We start from the raw sequence: 25,501 nt of genomic DNA, 5'->3' as shown, positions 1-25,501 counted from the left end.
ACAGGACCGGCAGCGTTCCTTCCCGCCTCACATCGTCCACACACCGGCCCTTCCGCGGGCAGGGGTGGACATGTCGGTGAAGACTTGCAGGCACCGGCGGACCAGCCGGAACGTATGCGGGCGACACTGCGCATCGTCAAAAGGCACAGGCGCCGCGGTACCGAACCGAAGGCAGGAAAACATGAGTGACACCATTACGCTCCGGGGCTACGTTGCCACCGACCTCCGTCAGAACACCACTGACAACGGACTCGCGGTGGCGAGCTTTCGCATGTGCACCACGGAGCGGCGGTATGACCGGGACACCGGGGGATGGCAGGACGGACAGACAAACTGGTACGCCGTCAGCCTGTTCCGCCAGTTGGCCACCAACGCGGCGTTCAGCGTCCACAAGGGGGACCGGGTAGTCGTGACCGGCCGGCTGCGCCTGCGACAGTGGGTCACGGAGGACGGACGCAGCGGCACTAGCGCCGACATCGACGCCGACACGGTGGGCCATGACCTGATGTGGGGGACCGCCAGCTTCCGCCGCACCACGTCCGCCGGCAGCGACGCATCCCCGGGCGGGGTCGACGGCGGGATCGACGGCGGCCCAAGGGCGGACGACGCCGCCGGGCCCGGGTCCCACGGGGATCCGGATTCCGTGGAGTCCCTGGGCCGGATCGACCCGTTGACCGGCGAGCTTCTTGATGCTGTCGCCGGGGACAGCCTGACGGAAGAGGATGAACAGGCGGAGACCACGGAGGCTGCCCGTGAAGGAGTAGCCGCGCCGTATTGAGAGAGGCTCCCGTATATCCCGGGACCCTTTTTGTCCGGACGGCGTAATACGTGGCAGAATCGCCGGATGAACCCCCGCCGCAGAGCCCGACCCACCCTTCCCGCCGTTGGCCTGGCGGCCGGGTTCCTGGCGCTCGCGGTCGGGCTTTCCGGCTGCGGATGGCAGGGGGAAACCAGCGAGGAACCCCCGTCGGCGGGAGAGGCCGCGCCTGGATCGGCCACGCCTGGATCGGCACCGGCGGACACCCCCGCGCCCCATGCCGCATTGACCGAAGCACTGGAATCCGAGTTGGGGAAGCTGGCTGATTCGGATTCGCTGCCGGACGGGGAAGCGGTGGGTGCGGCGTTTACCGCGGCGGGCTTTACGCCGGGAACGGTGGAAGTCTCGGCGGACACCACACCCACCGGCCTGGAAGTTGACTCGATCCAGGCTGCAGCTGTGCAGGACGGGGATTGCATTTTCGGTGAGGTCCGGGACGGCTCGGCCTACGTTACGGTGCTGCCGGTGTTGTCCGACGGCGGATGCTTCGTCGGCAACTGACCGGGAACCGACCCTAAGTGACCCGAAGTCACCGGGACCCGACCGGGAACCGGCCCTAAGTGACCGGGACCTGAGCCGGAACCGGTCGGGGGAATTGTGCGGGAATCGACACCGGGACGAATGTAGGCGCCGGCACGAAGACGGACCGGCAGAGCGCCTCGGCCGGGAAAATCCCTTCGGTTTGTCGCGATCCCAGCGGTTTGTGACAATTCCTGCGCCGCGCGGTGCAGGGATCCGGACATACTGCGGGGATTCGGACACCTTGCGGGGACAATCGGCGGGGATTCGGACGCCTTGCGGGGACAATCGGTGGGGATCCGGACATACTGCGGGGATTCGGACGCCTTGCGGGGACAATCGGTGGGGATCCGGACATAGTGCGGGGATCCGGACACCTTGCGGGGACAATCGGCAGGGATCCGGACAACCGGGATCCGGCACCCCGGGCCGAAGCGCAAGGGGTAACCGCACGCGCCGGAAACCGGAAAATGGAATATATCGGCGCTGACAGATTAGCCTTGTAGATATGGCGGAATTTATCTACACGATGACCAAGGCCCGCAAGGCCGTTGGCGACAAAGTTATCCTCGACGACGTAAGCATGTCCTTCTACCCCGGTGCCAAGATCGGCGTGGTGGGTCCCAACGGTGCGGGTAAGTCCACCATCCTCAAGATCATGGCTGGACTGGACACCCCCTCGAACGGTGAGGCCCGGCTCAGCGCCGGCTACACGGTGGGCATCCTGCTTCAGGAGCCGCCGCTGAATGAGGAAAAGACCGTACTCGGCAACGTCCAGGAGGGCGTCGGCGAGATTTACGGCAAGATCCAGCGGTTCAACGAAATTTCCGAAGAGATGTCACAGCCCGACGCGGACTTCGACAGCCTGCTTGAGGAAATGGGCAAGCTACAGGAAGCCATCGACGCCGCCGATGCCTGGGACATTGATTCCCAGCTCGAGCAGGCCATGGACGCCCTGCGCTGCCCGCCGCCCGAAGCGGATGTCACCCTCCTCTCCGGCGGTGAGCGCCGCCGCGTGGCGCTCTGCAAGCTGCTGCTGCAGAAGCCGGACCTGCTGCTCCTCGATGAGCCCACCAACCACCTGGACGCCGAGAGTGTGCTCTGGCTTGAGCAGCACCTCTCCGCCTACCACGGCGCCGTCCTGGCCGTGACCCACGACCGGTACTTCCTGGACCACGTGGCCCAGTGGATCGCCGAAGTGGACCGCGGACACCTGTACCCGTACGAGGGCAACTACTCCACGTACCTGGAAAAGAAGCGCGCACGCCTGGAAGTCCAGGGCAAAAAGGACCAGAAGCTGGCCAAGCGCCTCACCGATGAGCTGGACTGGGTCCGCTCAAACGCGAAGGGCCGCCAGACAAAGTCCAAGGCCCGCCTGGCCCGCTACGAGGAAATGGCAGCCGAAGCGGACCGCACCCGCAAGCTGGACTTCGAAGAAATCCAGATCCCGCCGGGACCGCGCCTGGGCTCCCTCGTCCTGGAAGCCAAGGGCCTGCAGAAGGGCTTCGGCGACCGGCAGCTGATCGACGGACTGTCCTTCTCCCTGCCGCGCAACGGCATCGTCGGCGTCATCGGCCCGAACGGCGTGGGTAAGTCCACCCTGTTCAAGACCATCGTCGGCCTGGAAGAGCTCGACGGCGGTGAGCTGAAGATCGGTGACTCCGTGAAGATTTCCTACGTGGACCAGTCCCGCGGCGGCATCGATCCGGAGAAGAGCCTGTGGGAGGTCGTTTCCGAGGGACACGACTGGATCCAGGTGGGCCAGGTGGAAATGCCGTCCCGCGCCTACGTCTCCGCTTTCGGATTCAAGGGTCCGGACCAGCAGAAGAAGGCCGGGGTGCTTTCCGGTGGTGAGCGCAACCGCCTGAACCTGGCCATGACCCTGAAGCAGGGCGGAAACCTGCTCCTGCTCGATGAGCCCACTAACGACCTGGACGTCGAAACCCTGTCCAGCCTCGAAAACGCGCTGCTGGAATTCCCCGGCTGCGCCGTGGTGGTCTCCCACGACCGGTGGTTCCTGGACCGCGTGGCCACCCACATCCTCGCCTTCGAAGGCACGGAGGAAAACCCCGCGAACTGGTACTGGTTCGAGGGTAACTTCGAGTCTTACGAGCAGAACAAGATCGAACGCCTCGGCCCGGATGCAGCCAAGCCGCACCGTGTGACGCACCGCCGCCTGACGCGCGACTAAGTCCGGCGCAGGCAGACGGAAAAGAGCTCCGCTTCCCTTCGGGGAAGCGGAGCTCTTTCCGTACTCGCTCAGAGTCAGCGGTGATTACTGCGGAACGCGGACCATGCCCTCCTGGGCAACGGTGGCCACCAGCTCGCCGCTCCGGTTGAAGATCCGTCCGGTGGACAGCCCCCGCGCGGCGGAGGCGCTCGGGGATTCCTGGACGTAGAGCAGCCAGTCGTCCACCCGTACCGGCCGGTGCCACCACATGGCGTGGTCCAGGCTCGCGATGCTCATGCCCGGAGTGGTCCAGGCGAGCCCGTGCCCACGCAGGACCGGTTCCAGCAGGGTGTAGTCACTGGCATAGGCGAGGGCGGCGCGGTGCAGGTTCTCGCCGTCGGGCATGGGCTTGAAGGTCTTCATCCAGACGGCGTTGTGCGGGGTCCTTTCCCGTCCGGCGCGGACATAGACCGGATCCATCACGTGGCGGATGTCCATGGGGCGCCGGTGGGACCAGGCCTCGGCCACCGGGTGGTCGAAGTCCTTCAGCAGCTCGGCCGTGGTGGGCAGGTCCTCCGGTTCGGGGATGCCGGCGGGCATCTCCTCCTGGTGGTCCACTCCCGAATCGGGAACCTGGAAGGAAGCAATCATGGACAGGATCGGCTTGCCGTTCTGGTAGGCGTGGCTGCGCCTGGCGGAGAAGGAACGGCCGTCCCGCAGCCGTTCCACACCGAACGTAATGGGCACCTCGGTGTCACCGGGGCGGAGGAAGTACCCGTGCATGGAGTGCATGATCCGGTCTTCGGGAACGGTGCGGGCAGCAGCAACGAGGGACTGGCCCAGCACCTGTCCGCCGAATACCCGCTTGCGCGGCTCTGGCTGGGAACCCCCGACAAAAATGTCCTCGTCGGTCTTCGCGCCGTCGGCCCAGCTAAGGTTCAGGAGCTCGAGCAGGGACGCTGTCGGATCGAAGGATTCATCAATGGACATCTGGGACTATCTCCTAGCAGGAAAGGCGGTGCTGCCTCAGGCAGGAACCGTGGAACACTTCTAGCTTAAACGTACCGGTCAGTAACTAGTGCGGCTGCCGGAGCCCTGCGTTTTAGGGCAAACCTCACTCTCTGGGAAGATGGGGGCATGTCTGTGCATCGTTTCCCCGTCCAGCTTCGGTTCGGCGACCAAGATCCCAACGGCCACATCAACAACGTTAGGTTCGTCCAGTTCCTGGAGGAAGCGCGGGTCCAGCTGGGCCTGTTGCCGCTACCGGACGGCGCGGGCGGACCGGGTAGTTTCCGCGACCTGGCCGGGGACCGCACGGCAACGTACGTGGCGCGGCAGGAAATCGAGTACCGGGCGCCGTTGCTTCACCGGAAGGAACCCGTCTGGGTGGACGTCTGGGTAACCCGGATCGGCTCCAGCAGTCTTGCCTACGGTTTCCGCGTGGCGGATGAAGACCCGGAGACGGTGTACGCCTACGCCGAGGCGGCGATGGTGCAGGTAGAGGCTGCCAGCGGCAGGCCCACACCGCTCACGGACGAGCAGCGGGAAGTGCTTCAGTCGTGGATGGGCGAGCCGGTGCCGTTCCGTGCAGCCGTCCCTGCCGGGCAGGCCAGCTAGATGGACAGCGAACTCCGGCTGGCCGATCCGCAGGTCACCGCCGATCTGCGTAACTTTGTGACCCGGGCACGGACGGCCGACGACGGCGCGGTCCGCCTGCAGGCCGTGGGCAGTGTCCTAGCCGCCTACGTCTGCGTCCTGCGCCCCCGGATCCTCGGGGAAGACACACCGACCGTGCTGGGCCTGCGGACCATGCCGCTGGCTGCTCCGGCGGAGGTGGACGCCACGGTCCAGCTGTCGGCCGTCGGGGACCGGCTCGCCCGGATGGGAACTGCGGATACTGTGCTTCCAGTGCCGCCCATGACTGTGCGTGAAACCTGGGCGGGCATCCTGGCGCCGCGTTCGGGCTGGCAGCCGGCCGGCAGGGTTCCGGTGCAGCTGCTCGAACAGACGGCACACCGGGGAATCCGCGAGGTTGCCGCGATGCTGCCCCAGAGCCCGGGAGCCGCCGTCGTGCACAGCGCCCGGACAAGGGTCTGGGCGCAGACCATGGGTGGAACCGAAATCCCGGTGCCGGCGGGGGCTGCCTTTGCGGCGCTTTCCCTCGGTTTCCTGCCCGCCGGCGGAACCGGGGCCGACGCCGCCCTGTTCAGCAACGGGCGCTGGCTGCGGCTGAGCACTCCGCTCGGGCACGTGCTGACCCGGCTACCGGCGGTCCTGTAGGCCCTGCCGGGGCGGCGGATCAGGCTGAGTTGACCATGGAGTGGGCGGCGCGCTCCAAGTAGTCCCAGAGGGTCCCCTCGTGCAGGGGGGAGAGATCGAGGGAGTCGACGGCGGCACGCATGTGCCGCAGCCAGGCGTCGCGCGCGGCGGGCGTGACGATGAAGGGCATGTGCCGCATCCGCAGGCGGGGGTGCCCGCGCTGCTCGCCGTAGGTCTTCGGGCCGCCCCAGTACTGCTCAAGGAACAGCAGCAGGCGTTCCTTCGCCGGCCCGAGGTCCTCTTCTGGATACATCGGCCGCATCAGCGGATCGTCCGCCACACCTTCGTAGAACACGTCCACGAGCTTCACGAACGTGGGATGCCCGCCCACGGCGTCGTAGAAGTTGTCCGTGTACTGCGGCTGCTGGAAGGCCTGGGGCTGCTGCGTGGGCTGCTGCGCCGGGCGCAGCGGCAGGGACGCCGCGCTCGGCGGCGCCTCTGCCGGGTCAGGCGTCGGTTCAGTCATTGGCAGCCATGCCGTCTTTGAGCGCGTCGGCCTTCGCCGGTTCCACCGGAGTTTCGCCCACGTAGGTGCCCTGGGACCGGTTGCCGATCTTGGCGATCTCCCCGTTGCGGATGTACCAGATAACGCCGCGGTCATCGATGATCCGGGTGATCCGGATACCCACGGACTGCACCGTTCCGGCGGTGTCGCCGACTTCGATGACGTCGCCGATTCCGTACTGGTCCTCAATGGTGATGAAGAACCCGGCCAGGGCGTCGCGGATGAGTTCCCGCGCGCCGAAGCCGAGGGCGATGCCGACAATGCCGACGCTGGCCAGCAGCGGGGCAATGTTGATGCCCACGGCGTCCAGCACCATGATGATCGCGACGGTCCAGATGGAAACGTTGACGGCGCTGCGCAGCAGGGCGCCGATGGTGTCCGCGCGCTGGGCACGGCGCTTCTTGTCCAGGTTGCGCATCACCGGCTGCGCCCATTTGATCTTGGAGGAGTGCAGCAGCGAATAGCCCTTCTGGGCGCGCGCCACCAGCCTGTTGATCAGGAAACGCGCGACAAACCAGACGCCGGTGGCGGCCAGGACAATAAGGGCGGCTTCGATCAGGCCGGAAAGGTCAAAATCATTGACGGTCACTGAAGAGAGGTCAATTTCGGAAGCGGAAAGCACGGGTAGCGGTTCATCCTTTGTATAGCCGGTCAGTGGTCTGCGGTTAAGGCTACCCGTGCCGGCCGTGTCCGAAGGGCATCCCGGCCCCGGTCAGCGTCTGGGGCCGGTGCTCCACCGGGAAATTCACGCTCCGGGCGATGAAGCAGAGCCGGTTCGCCTCGGCGTGCATCGGTCCGGATGCGAGTTCGACGGCGGCAGGCCCCGCGCCGCCGTCGATGGTCACTCTGGGACGCAGTGCAGCGGAGGTGAATTCGCCGCTGCCGTCCCGGTTGAGCCGCAGCAGCCCCTCGGGGGAGTCCTCGTAGGCGAGCACCCTGATGCCGTTTCGGACCGCCACGTGCAGGTAGGAAAGCATGTGGCACTGGGCCAGCGCGGCGAGCAGAAGCTGCTCGGGGTTCCAGCGGTCCCGGTCGCCGTGGAAGGTGGGGTCCGCGGTTCCGGGCAGGTCGGGCAGCCCGGGGGCGCGGATGATGTGGTCGCGGCCGTAGCCGCGGTAGGAAGCGGTCCCGTCGCCGCGGTTTCCCGTCCATTCCAGATCGAGCGTGTAACGGTGTTCGGAGAGATTCACGCTCTCCAAGCTACCGTCTGAGCCCGCGGATGGAAGGGGAACCGCGGCGGCAAGGCGTTACCGGTCGGCTTCCTGCGCCTTCAGGGCGCGGACCACGCCGTCGCGGCTTTCCAGGATCAGCCGTCGCAGCGAGGGGGAGTCCTCGCCCAGTTCGGCGAGGAAGGCATCGGTGGTGTCCACCGTGTCCTGGCGCGTCAGCCGGGACGGATAGAGGCCGACGGCGATCTGCTGGGCGATCTCATGGGTCCGGCTGGCCCACACGTCGCGGATCGACGCAAAGTACTTCTGTGCGTACGGTTCCAGCAGGCCGGTGTCGTGCACACGCATGAATCCGGCGATGGCTGAACGCTGCGCGGCGTTGGGCATGTCGGAGCGCTCCACGATCGATTCCCAGGCGGCTGCCTTGGCTTCGGGGGTGGGGATGGCCGCGCGGGCCATGGCAGCAGCAAGGGCGCCCGTGGCCGTGGCATCGCGCTCGAGTTCGGCGTCGATGTCTGCTGCGCCCAGCCGGCCGCCGGCCACCAGGCCGGTGAGCAGCTCCCAGCGCAGGTCCGCGTCGACGGCCAGCCCTTCGAGGGACCGGTCGCCGGTGAACAGGCCTGCCAGCGAGTCCAGCTGCTCGTCGGATGAGGCGTGGGCGGCGAAGGCCTTGACGAACTGCAGCTGTGAATCCGAGCCCGGCTCCGCTGCGGAAGCCAGCTCCCAGAGACTCTCGGCGGCGGCAACGGTCATGGGTTCGCGGTCCTGGGGGCTGACGTAGAAGGCCAGGGTGGTGGCCAGCTGGCGCAGCAGCACCTGGACAACGGTCGAGTCGGACTCGGACGCGATGTTCTGCAGGACCAGTTCCACATAGTTGCGGGCCGGGATCTCCGCGTCCCGTGCAGCGTCCCAGGCGGATGCCCACACGAGCGTCCGGGGCAGGGAATCCGCTATGTTGCGCAGGCTGCGGGTGGCGGTGTGCTGCGAGGCGGCGTCCAGGCGGATCTTTGCATAGGCCAGGTCGTCGTCGTTGAGCAGCAGCAGGGCCGGGCGCGGCTGGCCGGCGAGTTCGGGCACCTCGGTGCGTTCGCCGTCGACGTCGAGCTCCACGCGGTGCGTGCGCTGCAGCCTGCCGTCCTCGTCCGGATTGTAGAAGCCAATCGCCAGGCGGTGCGGGCGAAGGGTGGGGTATTCCTCAATAGCGCTCTGCAGTACGGCGAAGGACGTGATGGTGCCGTCCTCATCGGTCTCGAACTCCGGGCGCAGGGTGTTTACGCCGGCGGTCTCGAGCCACTTGGCGGACCAGTCGGACAGATCCCGGCCGCTGGCTGTTTCCAGCTCGGACAGCAGATCCGACAGCTCCGTGTTCTGCCAGGCGTGCTTGCCGAAGTACTCGCGCACGCCGGCCATGAACTTGTCCTGTCCGACCCAGGCCACCAGCTGCTTGAGCACGGAAGCGCCCTTGGCGTAGGTGATGCCGTCGAAGTTGACCTGGACGTCTTCCAGGTCCCGGATTTCGGCGACGATGGGGTGGGTGGTGGGCAGCTGGTCCTGGCGGTAGGCCCAGGCCTTTTCCAGCGAGGCGAAGGTGGTCCAGGCCTGCCGGAATTCGGTGGCCTCCGCGGCGGCGAGGGTGGACATGAACTCGGCGAAGGATTCATTCAGCCACAGGTCGTTCCACCAGCGCATGGTGACCAGGTCGCCGAACCACATGTGCGCCAATTCGTGCAGGATCGTTACGGCGCGGCGTTCCACCGTGGCTTCGGTGACGCGGGAACGGAAGACGTAGCTCTCGAGGAAGGTCACCGCACCGGCGTTTTCCATTGCCCCGGCGTTGAACTCGGGCACAAAGAGCTGGTCATACTTCTCGAACGGATACGGGGTGCCGAACTGCTCCTCGTAGAAGGCGAAGCCCTGGCGGGTGAGTTCGAAGATGTTCTCGGCGTCCATGAACTGCATCAGGGACCGGCGGGCAAAGACACCCAGGGGGATGGTGCGGCCGTCGGAACTTGTCAGTTCGCTGCGGACGGACTGGTACGGACCGGCGATCAGCGCGGTGATGTAGGAGGAGATCCGCGGCGTGGGCTCGAAAGACCAGGTGGAGCGCGGACTGGCGTCGGTCAGGTCGCCGGCGGCCAGGGGCTCCGGGGTGGGGGAGTTGGAAATGACATCCCAGTGCGACGGCGCCGTGACCGTGAAGCGGAACGTGGCCTTCAAGTCCGGCTGTTCGAAGACCGCGAACATACGGCGGGAGTCCGGAACCTCGAACTGCGAATAGAGGTAGACCTCGTTGTCCACGGGGTCCACGAAGCGGTGCAGGCCCTCGCCGGTGTTCATGTAGCGGGCATCCGCGTCCACCACGAGTTCATTGGACTCGGCGAGGTTCGGGAGCTGGATCCGCACGCCGTCGGACACCTCCGCCGGGTCCAGGGCCACGCCGTTCAGCGTGATCCGGTGAACCGTGTCGGTGACCGCGTCAATGAAGGTCGACGTCCCGGGGCGGGCGGAGAACCGGACGACGGTCGTGCTGCCGAACACCGTCTCTCCCCGGGTCAGGTCAAGGTTGACGTCGTAGGACTCGACATCAAGGAGTTCTGCACGTTCACGGGCTTCGGAGCGCGTGAGATTCATACCTGGCAAGGGAGGGCCTTTCTCAAGGACAAAGAGTGCGGCAGACGCTGGTCCGCCTCACATTAGTGATCTTGTGCAACAGTCTCTCATTGCTAAGCACCCTCCCAAAGCACCGGACGTTAAATGCGGCCCGCCTGCACGGCCGATCCATATCCTTCGGAGTCCATCCCGTCACTGCGGTAGAACAATGAGCTCTCGCCCGGGTAAACGCTCAGGTAGCCGTAGCGTGCGGCGGCCGAAGTATCGCCCGGGCCCACCACCGTACGGAATCCGTTCCAGCCGCTGCCGACCTGCTCTGCGGGTGCGAAGCCTCCGTTGCCGAGGCCTCTGTAGAGCATGAGCCTGCCGTCGGGGTAGCGTGCAAGGATGTCGTTGGTGCCTTTCCGGTCGTAGTCGCCGCCAGCGGTAAGCGAAACAAAAGCGTCCCAGCCGCCCTTCCCGACAATCGTTCCCGCACGGTAGCCCTCGCGGCCGTTGCCGGTGTCTCCGGTCCCGGCATAGAACCACAGGGAGCCGTTGCTGTCGCGGGCGAGGATGTCCGGCCGCCCGTCGGAGTTCACGTCTCCCGGGGCCAGGAGTTCAGTGAAGACGCCCCATCCGGTTCCAATTCGCTCCGGGGACAGGTACCCCTCATTGCGGGCATCCACCTTCCCGGAGCCGGCATAGAACCACAACGTTCCGTCATTCCTGCGTGCAATGAGGTCGCTGCGCCCGTCGCGGTTGTAATCGGAGGCAATGACGTCCGCGTAGATTCCCCAGCCGGTTCCGATCCACGCCGCAGCCGAGTACTTTCCGGTCCCGGTTGCCGATCCCGGGTGGTGCCACAGCCTGCCGTCCCGGTCGATCGAGAGCAGGTCCGCGACCTTGTCGCCGTTGAAGTCTCCCGCGTCGATGACCTTGGCCGACTGGCTGAGGTTTAGTCCCTGCGTGGAGACAGGAGAGGCGTAGCCTTCGGACACGCTGCCGGTGCCCGGGTAGAACGTGAGCCCGGCATTGTCGCTCCGGTAGCCCAACAGGTCCGTCTTGCCGTCACCGTTGAAATCCGATGCGAGAATATCCCAGTAGCCGTTCCATCCGGTGCCGATGACCGGTCCCTGGGTAAAGGTTCCGCTCCCGTCGCCTTGCCGGATGGATATCGATCCGTCGTTACTCCGTACCAGCATGTCTACGCGGCCGTCGCCGTTGAAATCGCGGACGCCGACGAGTCCGTTGTACTGGTTCCAGCCGGTACCGATGGAACGTGAGGACCCGTGCTGGCCGGTTCCCGTGCCCGCGTACAAATAGAGGGTTCCGTTGGGGGCGCGTGTGACGATGTCATTTCGTCCGTCGCTGTTGGCATCGCCGACACCGAGGATGGAATCGAAACCGTCCCAGCCGTCCTGGCCGATCTTGACTCCGGACCGGTAGCCCTCGTTCCCGGCGCGGACTGCTCCGGTCCCGGAGTACCGCCAGAGGCTGCCGTCCAGATGCCGGGCGAGGAAATCGTTGTTTCCGTCACCGTCATAGTCTCCGGTGGCGATGAACCGGTCGAAAATCTGGAACCCCGTGCCGATCCAGATGGCAGGATTGAAGGTGCCGTTCCCCCGGCCCGGGGACATCCAGAGTTGTCCGTTGCTGCGGCGGGTCAGGAGGTCGGCGGTTCCGTCACCGTCGAAGTCTCCGGGGGAGAAGACCCGCTGCGTGAAGTCCTCCCGTATGACACCGGTGACGGTGACCGACGCGGAGTCTGCATTGATCGAATTGATCTTGACAGTGGTCCCGGAGTGGGTAGTGAAGGTCTGTCCGGCCTGCCACGTGCTGTTAGCGTTCGTGTAGCCGGCGAAATCGCGGGTATTCGGGGCGATAACCACCGAGTTGACGGCCCAGTCGTTCGCGAGATCCTGCTTGACGATTTTGATGCCGCGGTTTCCTCCCACTGCTGTCCCGGAGTCATAGCCCACCGGCTGCCGCAGCTCGAGATAGTAGGTCTCCCCGGACGTGTCCCGGAACTTCACCGCGCGATTGGACGCCGAACCTGCCCACGGCCGGAGCGTGTAGGTCTTGGCCCGTTCGGGTGTGCCGGCGTTGAGGATTTCGTCGCCGCGGCCGAAGGCGCCGGAGTCCCAGAAATAGGAACTGATCATGGGCATGTTGTACTGCGCGTAGCCCATCAGATCCGAGGTGTCTCCGTACTCCCGCGACGTGCACGCGCCGTCCGCCCAGTTACCCGCGGAATTGATCCCGATATCGGACCGGCCGTTGTTGCACTTGAGGCTGTTGGCGTGCAGCAGGCCGAGCACGTGGCCGAGTTCATGAGTGACCACGTTATTCGTGAAACCCGAGGGCCGGGGCATCAGCACCGAGCCGCTGGTGGGTCCTGAGGTCCATCCCCCGCCCAGGATTCCCCCGTAGCCGCCGCTGCGCAGGTCCCCTGCCGGAACGAACACCACAAGGGCCTCGTTGGGGGTGTCATACCACCGGAGGTCCTTCCTGATGGTGTTCATCATTGCCGCGTAGTCCTGCTGGGAGTTCGCAGTGCTGTTCAGTGTCTTGGTTTCGGCAATCGACATACCCAGGCGCTGGTTGGACGCGGCCCGCCAGTACTTGTTGGCCTCCGTAATGGAGTTTTTCGCGGCCTGCTGGTCCACTCCGCCGCGGTTGTCCGTCAGTGTTGCGAAGACCAGGGTCACCTGGATGGTGCCGCTGCGCGCTGCGGCGGCCGTGGTGGAAGCACCTCCGCTGCGGGTGCTCAACGATGCAGCTCCGTGGTCGTGCATAGCCGAAATATCGGTTTCGACTGCGGACCGTACGGTTCCATCGGGGTCGGTTACCAGAGGCGTATCGGGACCCGGAACCGGGAACCCGCCGCCGACAACGGGATCGTAGTCCTCTCCGTCCTGCGGCTGCTCTTCACCTTCCGTTCCGAGGCCCGGCGCCGTTGCGGACGGCTCCGCCGTGGCCGGGTCAGAGACGGCAGGCGTAGCCGGGGCCGACTCAGTAGCGTTCGGCTCGCTATGGTCCGGCTCCTGCGCGGCCGGCGCGGGGGCGGCCGGATCGACCTCCGATTCCCCGGCAGGCGCCGGAGACGGCAGGGTCGAGCGGGCACCTGGTCCGGTGGCGTCAGCGACAGCCGGCTGCGGGAGTTCCTCGAACTCCTGCGCAGGAAGCCCCCCGGCCGTCAAAGAGGCAGCGAGGAGGGCCAGAACGGCGAGTTTTACACTTTTCAATAGATAATCCTTGTAGGGCGATTCCTGGTGGGCGCAACGGTGCACTATCCGCGACGCCAGCGTCGAACGCGGGGAAACCGCTCAAATCCGAGGGGATCGGAGTACGGTCCTATCTGCTCTATCGGCACGCGGGAACGCGATGTAAGTGCGGTTGCCCGTGGAGGCGGCGGAATTTGGAAGCGCGGCTGCGGCGGAAGTTAGGCTGGACATGCACTTTCCCTTCCCGAAGAAACGGACTTACCCCAAATGCGCGTCCACATTGCAACCGACCACGCAGGCATGGAACTGAGCTCCCACCTCATCCAACATCTGACGGGCAAGGGGTACGACGTCGTCGACCACGGCCCCCGCGAATACGATGCCGAGGACGACTACCCCGCGTTCTGCATCAATGCTGCCGAGGCCGTTGTCCGGGATCAGGAAGCGGGCACGGACGCCCTCGGAATCGTGCTGGGCGGTTCAGGCAACGGTGAACAGATTGCCGCCAACAAGGTTCGCGGGGTCCGGGCCGCACTGGCTTGGAACCTGGAGACCGCAAAGCTCGCACGCCAGCACAATGACGCCAATATCGTCGCCGTGGGCGGCCGCCAGCACAGCGTCGAGGAGGCCACCGGCATCATCGAAGCCTTCCTCGCCGAGCCGTTCAGCGACGCCGAACGCCATGTCCGCCGGATCGGACAGATTGCGCGGTACGAAACCACCGGCTCAACGCTCTAATGCCCGAAGGGCATTCGATCCACCGCCTGGCCCGGCAGTTCTCCTCGGTGTTCGGCGGCGAACGGCTCACCGTAAGCAGCCCGCAGGGCCGGTTTGCCGCCGGTGCCGCCCGACTGGACGGGCATGTGCTCGAGGCGGCGGAAGCCCACGGCAAGCAGCTGTTCCTGCACTTTGACCACGATCTCTACCTGCGCATCCACCTTGGGCTCTACGGCGCCTTCGATTTCGGCGGGGATGAAACGTTCATCGGATCCTCCAGCATCGGCGCGCCCCGGCGGCTGGGGGAGCAGGAGGTAGCCGGCGACGACGGCGCGGGCTACTCAGGGCCGCCCGAGCCCAAGGGGGCGGTGCGGGTCCGGCTGGTTTCCAAGCATGGGTGGGCGGACCTCCGGGGTCCCACTGCCTGTGAGGTGGTGACCGAAGCCGAGCGCCAAAAGGTATTGGCCAGGCTGGGACCGGACCCGCTGGCGGACGGAGCTGACGGCGCCGCCGGGCGGGCAGCGGAATTCACGCGCCGGCTGCGCAGCAAGGGCTCGCCCGTCGGCCTGCTCCTGATGAACCAGGAAGTACTGGCCGGGGTGGGCAACGTGTACCGCGCCGAAGTGCTGTTCCGCCGCCGGATGTCTCCCTGGCGGCTGGGCCGAAGCGTCGGCGAGGCCGAGGCAGGGGAGCTGTGGGACGACGTCGTACGCCTGATGAACGACGGAGTGCGGCAGGGAAGGATCATCACCACGGAGCCGCAGGACCGGGATGACACCGGCGAGCCGGTCCCCGTGTCCGAGGCCCACTATGTCTATAAGCGGACCGGACTGCCGTGCCGGCGCTGCGGAACGCCGGTGGCGGGAACGGAGATGGGCGCCCGCAAGCTGTACTGGTGCCCGTCCTGCCAAGCCGACTGAGCACGGGCGCAGACAGGTGCAGGTGCCTGACCTGCATGGGACTTAAAGCAAGAAGGGCCTTCCGCGCGGTGGAAGGCCCTTCTAAGGTGGAGGGGATGACGGGAATCGAACCCGCGTAATCAGTTTGGAAGACTGAGGCTCTACCATTGAGCTACATCCCCGGCGCCGTAAGGCAGGTTTTACCTTAGCACGCGATTACCGGCCGAGAGTAATCGGCCTGTATCCGGTTCCCAACCGGGTGTGGAATTGGTCCCGGCGCAGGGAAAATTCGTCATACCAGCTTCAGGGCAGGTAGGCTGTCAGGTGCACTGACGGGGTGTAGCTCAGCTTGGAAGAGCGCCTGCTTTGGGAGCAGGAAGTCGCAGGTTCAAATCCTGTCACCCCGACTCTGTATAACCATGGTGCAGACCAATCCCAGAACCCTCAGGAGAACTTACGCTGTGAAGAGCGCCGTAGAAAACCTCACACCCACGCGGGTAAAGCTCAACGTTGAAGTTCCGTTCGAGGAACTGAAGCCGAGCATCGAAGAGGCCTACAAGACCATCGCCACTCAGGTGCAGGTCCCGGGCTTCCGCAAGGGCAAGGTTCCCAACCGCCTCATCGATCAGCGCGTTGGCCGCGGCTACGTCCTCGAGACGGCGATCAACGACGGACTCAACGGCTTCTACGCCGAAGCCGTCCAGGAAACCGGAATCAGCCCCCTGAGCCGGCCCGAAGTTGAAATCACCGAAGTGCCGGACCCGACTTCCGACGAAGGCCAGCTGGTCTTCACCGTCGAGCTGGACATCCGCCCCGAAATCGAGCTGCCGGACTACGCCGGCCTCGAGGTCACCGTCGAGCCCGCCGAGGCTTCCGACGCCGACGTCGACAAGGCCCTGGACGAGCTGCGCAGCCGCTTCGGCACGCTGAAGTCCGTGGACCGCCCCGCCGCAGCCGATGACTTCCTGACCATGGACCTGGTCGCCAAGGTAGACGGTGAAGAGGTGGATTCCGCTGCTGACCTGTCCTACCAGGTAGGCGCCGGCACCATGCTCGAAGGCATGGACGAGGCCGTTACCGGTCTGAGCAGCGGCGAATCCGCTACCTTCAACACCAAGCTGGCCGGCGGTGAGCACGCCGGTTCCGACGCCGTGGTCACCGTGACCGTCAAGGCAGTCAAGGAGCGCGAGCTCCCCGAGGCCAACGACGACTTTGCCCAGCTGGCAAGCGAATTCGACACCATCGCCGAGCTCCGCGAAGACCTCACCAAGCGTGCCGCCGAGTCCAAGCTGATGGAGCAGGGCGTCGAGGCCCGCGACAAGGTCCTGGAGAAGCTGCTCGCCCTCGTTGAGGTTCCGGTACCGGAATCCGTCATCGAAGAGCAGATCGAACAGCACTTCAACTCCGAGAGCGCCCAGACCTCCGGTCCGGACCACGACACCGAAGAGCACCGCGCCGAGGTTCGTTCCAACACCGAGCAGGCGTTCAAGAACGAGATCATCCTTGACGCCGTAGCCGAGAAGGAAGAAGTAGGGGTCAACCAGAACGAACTGATCGACTACATCGTTTCCTCCGCCTCGCAGTACGGCATGGATCCGAACCAGTTCGCCCAGCTGATCGACCAGAGCGGCCAGGTTCCGATGATGGTCGGCGAAGTCCGCCGCCGCAAGGCACTGGCCAAGGTCCTCGAACTGGCCAAGGTCACCGACACCACCGGTGCCGAGATCGACCTCACCGAATTCGTCCGGCCCGCCGGCGAAGAGGTCGAAGCAGCAGAAGCAGAAGAGCACCAGAACGAAGACAAGGCCTAGCCTGTCCGGTTTCCTAAACCGCCAGTTGTGCCGCCGGTCCGAAAGGGCCGGCGGCACAGTGGTTTAAGCGGTCCTTTCGCGGGCCGGCCCGCGCCACAGGGCGATGTGACGCGCATCGTGCGCCGTCAGCGAACAGTCGGCCAAACCGAAGCAGAACGCCGCCGCAACAGGCTAGTGTCCTAGAAGAGACAAACGGCAGGAGCCGCTGGCACGGCCAGCACCCGTTCCTGCCAGAGCGAGAGGTCACTCAGTATGGCAACTGCACCGAACACACCCACCATGGCAACGGTGGACCCGGCCGGCCGGGACGACTACATCTACAACCGCCTGCTCAAAGAGCGGATCATCTGGTTGGGCTCGGAAGTCCGGGACGAGAATGCCAACGCGATCTGCTCCCAGCTTCTGCTGCTTTCCGCGGAAGATCCTGAGAAGGACATCTACCTTTACATCAACTCTCCCGGCGGTTCCGTGACCGCAGGCATGGCGATCTACGACACCATGCAGTTCATCCCGAACGACGTCGTCACGGTCGCCACCGGCCTGGCCGCCTCCATGGGCCAGTTCCTGCTCTCCTCCGGCACCAAGGGCAAGCGCTACGCAACGCCGCACGCCCGTATCCTGATGCACCAGCCCTCCGGCGGAATCGGCGGCACGGCTTCGGACATCAAGATCCAGGCCGAGCTGATCCTGAACATGAAGCGCGTGATGGCTGAGCTGACCGCCGAGCAGACCGGCCAGACCGTCGAAACCATCCTCAAGGACAATGACCGCGACAAGTGGTTCACCGCGCAGGAAGCCCTGGAATACGGCTTCTTCGACAAGATCTCCGCGCACGCAGGCGGAGTGACCGGCGGCGGCGGAACCAACCAGGACCAGGCAGAGGGCAAGGACGAGGACTAGGGTCCCCGGCCAGCCACCCCTCCATTTGCAGACTTCAGGAGTAATTCATGAACCATAATTTCGGCACCGCCGGCTCCGCCGTAGCCCCGCAGATGCCCACCAGCCGCTACGTCCTGCCGCAGTTCGAAGAGCGCACGCCCTACGGGTTCAAGCGCCAGGATCCGTACACCAAGCTGTTCGAAGACCGCATCATCTTCCTGGGCGTCCAGGTTGACGACGCGTCCGCTGACGACGTCATGGCCCAGCTGCTGGTGCTTGAGTCCACGGATCCGGACCGCGACATCACCCTGTACATCAACTCCCCGGGCGGCTCGTTCACGGCCATGACGGCCATTTACGACACCATGCAGTACATCCGTCCGGAGATCCAGACGGTCTGCCTCGGTCAGGCTGCCAGCGCGGCCGCCGTGCTGCTGGCCGCCGGAACCCCGGGCAAGCGCCTGGCACTGCCGAACGCCCGCGTGCTCATCCACCAGCCGTCGCTGTCCGGCGGCCAGGGCGGCCAGGCCTCCGACCTGGAAATCCAGGCCGCCGAGGTCATGCGGATGCGTACCTGGCTGGAGGACACCCTGGCGCTGCACTCCAACCGCACCTCCGAACAGGTCAACACGGACATCGAGCGCGACAAGATCCTGACCGCCGAGTCGGCCCTGGAATACGGGCTGATCGACCAGGTGCTCGATTCCCGCAAGCTCAAGACGCCGGCCATCAACAAGATGTAACCTGCTTCGCCGAAATAATGGCATGTCCAGCCGGCCCGTGGCGCGTAATATCGCACCACGGGCCGTTTGGTTGCTGAATAGCTCCTCCAAGTGTCCTAGAGTGGATCATGGTTGGCTCAGCCCATGCTGCGGAACCGTTTTTGATGGACCATCTAAGGGGACTGAACTATGGCTCGCATTGGTGAGAGCACAGATCTGCTCAAGTGCTCTTTCTGCGGAAAGAGCCAGAAGCAGGTCCGCAAACTCATTGCCGGCCCCGGCGTGTACATCTGTGACGAGTGCATCGACCTCTGCAACGAGATCATTGAGGAAGAGCTTTCCGAGGTTGCAGATCTGGGTACCTTCGAGCTGCCCAAGCCGCGGGAAATCTTCGACTCGCTGCAGGAATACGTGATTGGCCAGGAACCCGCCAAGCGGTCGCTGGCCGTTGCGGTCTACAACCACTACAAGCGCATCCAGGCCGGCCACGCCCCGCGCGGCGCGGGTAACCTCGCGGACGCAGTAGCTGCCGACGACGTCGAAATCGGCAAGTCCAACATCCTCCTGATCGGTCCCACCGGCTGCGGCAAGACCTATCTGGCGCAGACCCTGGCCCGCCGGCTCAACGTCCCCTTCGCCGTCGCCGATGCCACCGCGCTCACCGAAGCCGGGTACGTGGGTGAAGACGTGGAGAACATCCTGCTCAAGCTCATCCAGGCCGCGGACTACGACGTCAAGAAGGCCGAGCAGGGCATCATCTACATTGACGAGATCGACAAGATTTCCCGCAAGAGCGAGAACCCCTCGATCACCCGGGACGTCTCCGGCGAGGGCGTACAGCAGGCCCTGCTGAAGATCCTCGAAGGCACCGTCGCCTCCGTGCCGCCGCAGGGCGGGCGTAAGCATCCGCACCAGGAATTCATCCAGATCGACACCACCAATGTCCTCTTCATCGTGGCCGGTGCCTTTGCCGGCCTCGAGGAAATCATCGGTTCGCGGTCCGGCCGCAAGGGCATCGGATTCGGCGCGCCGCTGATCGAAACCACCAAGGGCACCGATTCGTACGCCGAGGTCATGCCCGAGGACCTGCTCAAGTTCGGCCTGATCCCGGAGTTCATCGGCCGCCTGCCGGTGATCACCACGGTGTCCAACCTGGACCGTACAGCCCTGATCCGCATCCTGACCGAGCCCAAGAACGCCCTGGTGAAGCAGTACCAGAAGATGTTCCAACTCGACGGCGTCGAACTCACCTTCGAGCAGGGCGCCCTGGACGCGATTGCGGACCAGGCGCTGGACCGCGGCACCGGAGCCCGCGGCCTGCGTGCCATCCTCGAAGAAGTGCTGCTGCCGGTCATGTTCGATCTGCCCAGCCAGGAGGACGTCGCCACGGTGGTCATTACCGCCGATACAGTGGAGAAGAAGGCCGAACCGACCCTCATTTCCCACGCTGTCGCCACCAAGCGCCGGAACAAATCCGCGTAGGGCGGGGTTGGTAGGAGTAGTACGTTCGGTGCTGTATGCGCCATCGACCGCTTCGAAGGAGTTTCCATGACCGTTAATGGTTCTGTGTCGCCTGCCAGTTCCGCATCGACCGCCGATTTCTGGTTTGACCCGATGTGCCCGTTCGCCTGGGTCACGTCCCGCTGGATGGACGAGGTGGAAAAGGTCCGCGACGTCCGCACCAACTGGCACGTCATGAGCCTGTCCGTGCTGAACGAGGGGCGCGACCACCTCCCGGAGGACTACCGGAAGCGGATGGACGCGGCCTGGGGCCCGGTGCGCGTGATCATCGCTGCGCAGGAACTGCACGGCAGTGAGTACATCAAGAAGCTGTACGACGCCATGGGAACCCGTATCCACATCGGTGGCAACTCCGATTTCCCCGCGGTGATCCGTGAGGCGCTGGCCGAGGTCGGCCTGCCTGCCGAGCTCGCGCAGTACGCCGACACGGAGGAGTATGACTCCCAGCTGCGCGCTTCCCACAAGGAAGGCATCGCAAAGGTGGGCGACGACGTCGGAACCCCCATCGTGGCCTTCAACGGCACCGCCTTCTTCGGCCCGGTCCTGACGCGCATCCCGCGCGGCGAAGAAGCAGGAGCGATGTTCGACGGGGCCGTAATGCTGGCCTCCAACCCGGCGTTCTTCGAACTCAAGCGCAGCCGCACCGAGAGCCCGCAGTTCGACTGATTATTTTGCTTCCATAGACGAAAACGCCCGGCCGGGTAACCCCGGCCGGGCGTTCTGCTGTCCTGCTGCGGTTACTCCGCCGGCGGTGCCAGCTCGACGTCGGAAACGGTCAGCTCACCCTCGCCGACGGCCAGGTTGAGTTCGCGGACGTTGCCGGCGGCCCTCAGGTCCGCCTGCCCGGCGCGGAGCCGGGCGACGGCACCCTCGGGCGCGGTGACCGTGGCCTTGAGGACCTCGGTCCGCTGCTTCACCTTGGCCTCGGACTTCGCCTTGCGAATGCCGCCCAGGGCGGCGGCTACCGTACCGAGAATGCCGGCGTCGGCGTCCTCCACGGCGGCGGCGAGGCCGTCCACGTTCGGCCACGGCGCGCGGTGGACCGATCCGGCGCGCCACCAGCCCCAGACCTCTTCGGTCGCGAACGGCAGGAACGGCGCGAACAGGCGCAGCAGCGCATCCAGGGTGGTGGCCAGCGTGGCGAGCACCGAGGCCTGCTCCGCGTCACCGGCGGCTCCGTAGGCACGGTCCTTGATCAGCTCCACGTAGTCATCCGTGAAGGACCAGAAGAAGGACTCGGTCAGCTGCAGCGCCTTGGCGTAGTCGTAGCGCTCAAACGCGCTCGTGGCGGCGTTGACGACGTCGGTCAGCTGGGCCAGCAGCGCCAGGTCCAGCGCGTTGGTGATCACCGAAGTGTCAGCCAGGGCCACGTTCTTCTCCGTTGCGCCCAGGTTCAGGACGAACTTTGAAGCGTTGAGCAGCTTGATGGCCAGGCGGCGGCCGATCTTCATCTGCGCAATTTCGTACGCCGTATCCGCGCCGAGCTTCGCCGAGGCGGCCCAGTAGCGCACGGCGTCGGAACCGAACTCGTTCAGCACGTCGGTGGGGACCACCACGTTGCCCTTGGACTTGGACATCTTCTTCCGGTCCGGATCCAGGATCCAGCCCGAAATCGCGGCGTGCTTCCACGGCGCAGCGGCGTTCAGGGCATCGGCGCGGACCACCGAGGAGAACAGCCAGGTCCGGATGATGTCGTGGCCCTGCGGCCGCAGATCGAACGGGAAGACCTTCGCGAAGAGGTCCTCGTCCACGCTCCAGCCGCCCACAATCTGCGGGGTCAGCGAGGAGGTGGCCCAGGTGTCGAGCACATCGGCGTCACCGATGAAGCCGTTGGGCTGGTTGCGGGCAGACTCTTCGTAGCCCGGAGCCGGTTCAGCGGCCGGGTCCACCGGGAGGGACGCGGAATCGGGCAGTACCGGGTGGTCGTAATCCGGGTTGCCGGCGGCATCCAGAGGGTACCAGACCGGAACGGGCACGCCGAAGAAGCGCTGGCGGGAGACCAGCCAGTCGCCGTTGAGGCCCTCGATCCAGTTCTCGTAGCGGGAGCGCATAAACGCCGGGTGGAAGTCGATTTCCTTGCCCCGGGCAATCAGGCGTTCACGTCGTTCCTCGTCGCGGCCGCCGTTGCGGATGTACCACTGGCGGCTGGTGACCACTTCGAGGGGCTTGTCGCCCTTTTCGAAGAAGTTGACCGGGTGGGTGATCTTCTTCGGTTCGCCGTCGAGGTCGCCGCTTTCACGCAGCATCTCCACCACGGTTTCCTTGGCGCTGAAGACGGTCTTCGTGGCGATGGCCGCGTAGTTTTCCTTGGCCGTCTCGGTGGCAATCCACTCCGGTGTATCCGCCAGGATCCGGCCGTCGCGGCCGATCACGGCGCGGGTGGGCAGGTTCAGTTCGCGCCACCAGGTGACGTCGGTCAGGTCGCCGAAGGTGCAGATCATGGCGATGCCGGAACCCTTGTCGGGCTTGGCCAGCGGGTGCGCCTTCACTTCCACCTCGACGTCGAACAGCGGCGACTTCACCGTGGTGCCGAAGAGGCGCTGGTACCGCTCGTCGTCGGGATGCGCGACCAGGGCAACACAGGCCGGCAGCAGTTCCGGGCGGGTGGTCTCAATGTAGATATTCTCGCCGTCGGGCGCGTGGAAGCTCACCCGGTGGTAGGCGCCGGGCTGCTCGCGGTCCTCAAGCTCTGCCTGGGCCACGGCGGTGCGGAAGGTGACGTCCCAGAGGGTGGGGGCTTCGGCCATGTAGGCGTCGCCGGCCCGCAGGTTGTCCAGGAAGGCGCGCTGGCTGACGGCACGTGAGTGGTCGTCGATGGTGCGGTAGGTCCGGTTCCAGTCCACGGACAGGCCGAGGGTGGAGAAGAGGTCCTCGAAGACCTTCTCGTCCTCCACGGCCAGTTCCTCGCACAGCTCGATGAAGTTGCGGCGGGAGACGACGTCGAAATCACGCTGGTTCTTCGCGGCCTTCGCCGGCGGGCGGTAGTCGGCGTCGTACGGCTTGGTGGGATCGCACCGCACACCGTAGTAGTTCTGCACGCGGCGCTCGGTGGGCAGGCCGTTGTCGTCCCAGCCCATCGGGTAGAAGACGTTCTTGCCGGTCATCCGCTTGTAGCGGGCCATCACGTCGGTCTGCGTGTAGGAGAACATGTGTCCCACATGCAGCGAGCCGGAGGCCGTGGGCGGGGGAGTGTCGATGGAGTAGACCTCGTCGCGGACCGTGTCCGGTTCGAACGCGTACGTTCCCTCCTCGCGCCAGCGGGCGCTCAGCTTGGACTCGAGCCCCTCAAGGGCGGGCTTGTCGGGGACGGAAACGGTCTGGGGTTCGTTGTCGGGCGTGTCTGTGCCCGGGATATGTTCAGCCATGGTTTCCATTCTTCCATGCAGGCCTATGGTCTGAGGCACTGTCGGGTTTAAGCCTGGGGTGTTGCCGTGTCCGGCCGCAGTTGCCGCGCGGCAGGACAATCTCGGCGCTTCCCGGGCACCGAGCCGGAACCTAGTTGTCCTGCGGTGATTTGCCGAAGTAGTGAGCCAGGAAGAAGGTCATGGCGACTGCTCCGGTGAGCAACGAGATGCGTTCACGTGGACCGGCCGGGGTCCGGCCCAGCAGGGCGATGCCGCCGGCTGCGTTTAGGGCGCTCCATACGGCGTTGGCCATGGGTCCCGAGAGGCCGACGCCTGGCGGGTTGGCAAACGGGGTGGGAAACCGTCTTCCCTGCACGGCACTGACCCCGTGCGGGACTGCATTGGCGAGGAGCACTCCGGCGAGGAATCTGGTGACAAGGGGCATGGCTGGGTCCTGTTCGGGGCAGTGGACGGGCGGTCGGAGCAGCTAGGGGGAAGCCGGCGTACGGAGAGCCTACAGCCCTGGCCCGCAGCTCGTGCCGGCTGGGGGTCCCTGCGAGCACAGCGTCCCACGGGGTGGTGCTGCTGGTGCTGTTGGGGCCTCAGGAGGAACCATGAGCCTCAAACCGTGGGACCGCGTGCCCGGCTGGGGTGTCCCGCGAGCACAGCGTCCCGCTGGGTGGTGCTGCTGGTGCTGGTGGGACCTCAGGAGATGTCGCCAGCCCCAAATCGTGGGACCGCGTGCTCCTGCGTGCACAGCGTCCCACTGGGTGGTGCTGGTGGTGCTGGCGGGACCTCAGGAGGAACCTGAGCCCCAAACCGTGGGACCCTGTGCCCGGCTGGGGTGCACCGCGAGCAGAGCATCCCGCTGGGTGGTGCTGCTGGTGCTGGCGGGACCTCAGGAGGAACCTGAGCCCCAAACCGTGGGACCCTGTGCCCGGCTGGGGTGCACCGCGAGCAGAGCATCCCGCTGGGTGGTGCTGCTGGTGCTGGTGGGACCGCAAGAGGAACCAGGAGCCCCAAACCGTGGGACCGCGTGCTCCTGCGTGCACAGCGTCCCATCGGGTGGTGCTGCTGGTGCTGGTGGGACCTCAAGAGGAACCAGGAGCCCCAAACCGTGGGACCGCGTGCTCCTGCGTGCACAGCGTCCCACCGGGTGGTGCTGCTGGTGCCGGTGGGGCCTCAGGAGGAACAGGAGTCCCGAACCGTGGGACCCTGTGCCCGGCTGGGGTGTCCCGCGTGCACAGCGTCCCACCGGGTGGTGCCGATGGTGCTGGTGGGACCTCAGGAGATGTCGGCAGCCCCAAATTGTGGGACCCTGTGCGGGCAGGCAGCCTTGTATCCCTCCACAGAGGATCGAACCGCACCGGGTGGCCTAATACACTCCACCCCGCAGACCGAATGAGCAACAATCGGCGGGAGACACACCACTGTGAGGAGGATGCAGCAACTGGAGGCATTCCTGCTCACGAGTTACGGAGTAGCAAGCTATGCGACGCTGACCGCCAACGGGTTCCCGCGGCGGACGATCGACCAGGCTCTGCACACTGGGATCGTCCGGCGCGTGGCCCGCGGAACGATTGCGCTGCCTCAGGCAGACGCCCGGTTGGTCCATGCCGCACGCAGCCAGGCCTCGCTGACATGCATCTCGGCGGCAGACATTCTGGGCTGGTGGTTGCTGACCCCACCCGAAACCGTACACGTCCGGTGCGACGCGGCCCGGTCAATACCCGGCGCGGTTGTCCACCGGGGACAGCGGTCGGCACACCGGCTGATAGCGCCGCCCCGGCAGATCCTCCGGGATGCCTTCCGCTGCCTTCCCCGGCTGGACGCACTGGTGATGGCGGAATCCGCAGTCGTAACCAGCGCCGTAGGACTGCAGGACCTGCAGGAGGAATTCTCCGGGCAACAGGACTGGCAGGTCCGGGCCCTGCTGGGGACCATTCGGCGCAGCACGGCATCGCCGCTGGAGGTCTGCGCGCGGTTCCACTTATTGAACGCCGGACTGCGGGTTGAGACAGAGGTGGCCCTGCCTGGTATCGGACGAGTGGATCTGCTTGTTGACGGGTGGCTGATCATCGAGATCGATGGGTTCGCGTTCCACAGCAGCCGGGAGCACTACCGTGCGGACCGGCGACGCTGGAACGCGTCGGCAGCGGGAGGGTGGATCACGCTGAGGATCACTGCGGAACTTGTCCTGCACCGGCCGGAGGAATTTGTCGATCTGGTGAAAAAGACGCGGGAGATGTGGGGCCTCCGTGTGCGACGGCGGCAGCAGCAGTAGGGAAGCAGT

At 65.6% G+C, this 25,501-nt stretch carries 21 protein-coding genes and 2 tRNA genes; 14 read left to right on the top strand and 9 right to left on the bottom strand.

The genetic code is table 11. The features are described 5' to 3' along the window. Window positions 1–181 precede the first annotated feature (181 nt). From N2K98_RS10710 to ettA, 3 genes are all read left to right on the top strand, one after another. Window positions 182–778, top strand: coding sequence for a single-stranded DNA-binding protein (locus N2K98_RS10710; RefSeq protein WP_255865799.1), 597 nt, complete (start codon window positions 182–184; stop codon window positions 776–778). A gap of 66 nt (window positions 779–844) precedes the next feature. Further along, on the top strand, window positions 845–1,318 hold the full coding sequence (locus N2K98_RS10705; RefSeq protein ID WP_255865798.1) for a DUF6993 domain-containing protein: 474 nt from the start codon (window positions 845–847) through the stop codon (window positions 1,316–1,318). A 526-nt stretch (window positions 1,319–1,844) separates the two neighbouring features. Next, entirely contained in the window at window positions 1,845–3,527 is a 1,683-nt protein-coding gene (gene ettA / locus N2K98_RS10700; RefSeq protein WP_227921013.1) for an energy-dependent translational throttle protein EttA, read from the top strand. Window positions 3,528–3,611: 84 nt separating this feature from the next. Here the strand turns inward: ettA and N2K98_RS10695 are convergent, their stop codons facing one another. Further along, complete coding sequence (locus N2K98_RS10695) at window positions 3,612–4,496, bottom strand: acyl-CoA thioesterase (protein WP_255865797.1); 885 nt, start codon at window positions 4,494–4,496, stop codon at window positions 3,612–3,614. Window positions 4,497–4,643: 147 nt separating this feature from the next. Here N2K98_RS10695 and N2K98_RS10690 point away from each other — a divergent pair, with 147 nt between their 5' ends. Together N2K98_RS10690 and N2K98_RS10685 are read left to right on the top strand one after the other, a co-directional pair. After that, a complete protein-coding gene (locus N2K98_RS10690) occupies window positions 4,644–5,123 on the top strand; it encodes an acyl-CoA thioesterase (RefSeq protein ID WP_255797441.1) in 480 nt (159 codons plus the stop codon). Beyond that, entirely contained in the window at window positions 5,124–5,786 is a 663-nt protein-coding gene (locus tag N2K98_RS10685; RefSeq protein WP_255865796.1) for a hypothetical protein, read from the top strand. A gap of 19 nt (window positions 5,787–5,805) precedes the next feature. On the opposite strand, the gene N2K98_RS10680 is transcribed toward N2K98_RS10685, so the two are convergent. The 5 genes from N2K98_RS10680 to N2K98_RS10660 all read right to left on the bottom strand — a co-directional run bounded on the left by N2K98_RS10680 (window position 5,806) and on the right by N2K98_RS10660 (window position 13,336). Then, the gene (locus N2K98_RS10680; RefSeq protein WP_255865795.1) at window positions 5,806–6,291 is read right to left on the bottom strand and encodes a globin; all 486 of its coding nucleotides are present in this window, start codon (window positions 6,289–6,291) and stop codon (window positions 5,806–5,808) included. Beyond that, window positions 6,284–6,952 carry a mechanosensitive ion channel family protein gene (locus N2K98_RS10675; protein WP_255865794.1) on the bottom strand — a complete coding sequence of 223 codons (669 nt, stop codon included), beginning with the start codon at window positions 6,950–6,952 and terminating at the stop codon, window positions 6,284–6,286. The genes N2K98_RS10680 and N2K98_RS10675 overlap by 8 nt, the downstream gene beginning before the upstream one ends. Window positions 6,953–7,001: 49 nt before the next feature. Then, the gene (locus N2K98_RS10670; RefSeq protein WP_255865793.1) at window positions 7,002–7,520 is read right to left on the bottom strand and encodes an OsmC family protein; all 519 of its coding nucleotides are present in this window, start codon (window positions 7,518–7,520) and stop codon (window positions 7,002–7,004) included. A 57-nt stretch (window positions 7,521–7,577) separates the two neighbouring features. After that, entirely contained in the window at window positions 7,578–10,130 is a 2,553-nt protein-coding gene (pepN, locus tag N2K98_RS10665) for an aminopeptidase N (protein WP_255865792.1), read from the bottom strand. Between the two features lie 119 nt (window positions 10,131–10,249). Then, a complete protein-coding gene (locus N2K98_RS10660) occupies window positions 10,250–13,336 on the bottom strand; it encodes an FG-GAP-like repeat-containing protein (RefSeq protein WP_255797447.1) in 3,087 nt (1,028 codons plus the stop codon). A gap of 246 nt (window positions 13,337–13,582) precedes the next feature. On the opposite strand from N2K98_RS10660, the gene N2K98_RS10655 reads away from it, so the two are divergent. Both N2K98_RS10655 and N2K98_RS10650 read left to right on the top strand, forming a co-directional pair. Further along, on the top strand, window positions 13,583–14,053 hold the full coding sequence (locus N2K98_RS10655; RefSeq protein WP_255865791.1) for a ribose-5-phosphate isomerase: 471 nt from the start codon (window positions 13,583–13,585) through the stop codon (window positions 14,051–14,053). Further along, on the top strand, window positions 14,053–14,952 hold the full coding sequence (locus tag N2K98_RS10650) for an Fpg/Nei family DNA glycosylase (protein WP_255865790.1): 900 nt from the start codon (window positions 14,053–14,055) through the stop codon (window positions 14,950–14,952). Before N2K98_RS10655 ends, N2K98_RS10650 begins: the two co-directional genes overlap by 1 nt. Before the next feature lie 87 nt (window positions 14,953–15,039). On the opposite strand, the gene N2K98_RS10645 is transcribed toward N2K98_RS10650, so the two are convergent. Next, window positions 15,040–15,113, bottom strand: a tRNA-Gly gene (locus N2K98_RS10645). 151 nt (window positions 15,114–15,264) lie between these two features. On the opposite strand from N2K98_RS10645, the gene N2K98_RS10640 reads away from it, so the two are divergent. The 6 genes from N2K98_RS10640 to N2K98_RS10615 all read left to right on the top strand — a co-directional run bounded on the left by N2K98_RS10640 (window position 15,265) and on the right by N2K98_RS10615 (window position 20,530). Next, window positions 15,265–15,338 (top strand) — tRNA-Pro (locus tag N2K98_RS10640). A gap of 54 nt (window positions 15,339–15,392) precedes the next feature. Then, a complete protein-coding gene (gene tig, locus N2K98_RS10635; RefSeq protein WP_308219827.1) occupies window positions 15,393–16,742 on the top strand; it encodes a trigger factor in 1,350 nt (449 codons plus the stop codon). Window positions 16,743–17,021: 279 nt separating this feature from the next. Further along, window positions 17,022–17,642, top strand: coding sequence for an ATP-dependent Clp protease proteolytic subunit (locus N2K98_RS10630; RefSeq protein WP_227922731.1), 621 nt, complete (start codon window positions 17,022–17,024; stop codon window positions 17,640–17,642). 47 nt (window positions 17,643–17,689) lie between these two features. Further along, window positions 17,690–18,364 carry an ATP-dependent Clp protease proteolytic subunit gene (locus tag N2K98_RS10625; RefSeq protein ID WP_255797456.1) on the top strand — a complete coding sequence of 225 codons (675 nt, stop codon included), beginning with the start codon at window positions 17,690–17,692 and terminating at the stop codon, window positions 18,362–18,364. 168 nt (window positions 18,365–18,532) lie between these two features. After that, the gene (gene clpX, locus N2K98_RS10620; RefSeq protein WP_229951660.1) at window positions 18,533–19,825 is read left to right on the top strand and encodes an ATP-dependent Clp protease ATP-binding subunit ClpX; all 1,293 of its coding nucleotides are present in this window, start codon (window positions 18,533–18,535) and stop codon (window positions 19,823–19,825) included. Window positions 19,826–19,891: 66 nt separating this feature from the next. Beyond that, window positions 19,892–20,530 carry a mycothiol-dependent nitroreductase Rv2466c family protein gene (locus N2K98_RS10615; protein ID WP_255865787.1) on the top strand — a complete coding sequence of 213 codons (639 nt, stop codon included), beginning with the start codon at window positions 19,892–19,894 and terminating at the stop codon, window positions 20,528–20,530. A 71-nt stretch (window positions 20,531–20,601) separates the two neighbouring features. Here N2K98_RS10615 and valS read toward each other — a convergent pair whose 3' ends face one another. After that, window positions 20,602–23,229 (bottom strand): valine--tRNA ligase, encoded by a 2,628-nt coding sequence (gene valS / locus N2K98_RS10610; protein ID WP_255865786.1) that lies wholly within the window; start codon window positions 23,227–23,229, stop codon window positions 20,602–20,604. Window positions 23,230–23,359: 130 nt separating this feature from the next. Next, window positions 23,360–23,653: a hypothetical protein gene (locus tag N2K98_RS10605; RefSeq protein WP_255865784.1), complete on the bottom strand. Its 294-nt coding sequence runs from the start codon at window positions 23,651–23,653 to the stop codon at window positions 23,360–23,362. Window positions 23,654–24,649: 996 nt separating this feature from the next. On the opposite strand from N2K98_RS10605, the gene N2K98_RS10600 reads away from it, so the two are divergent. Further along, window positions 24,650–25,492: an endonuclease domain-containing protein gene (locus N2K98_RS10600; RefSeq protein ID WP_255865783.1), complete on the top strand. Its 843-nt coding sequence runs from the start codon at window positions 24,650–24,652 to the stop codon at window positions 25,490–25,492. Window positions 25,493–25,501 lie beyond the last annotated feature (9 nt).

Origin of the sequence: Arthrobacter jinronghuae (assembly GCF_025244825.1) — a bacterium.
Lineage (GTDB): Bacteria > Actinomycetota > Actinomycetes > Actinomycetales > Micrococcaceae > Arthrobacter_B > Arthrobacter_B jinronghuae.
This window is presented reverse-complemented; position numbering and strand designations above follow the sequence as displayed.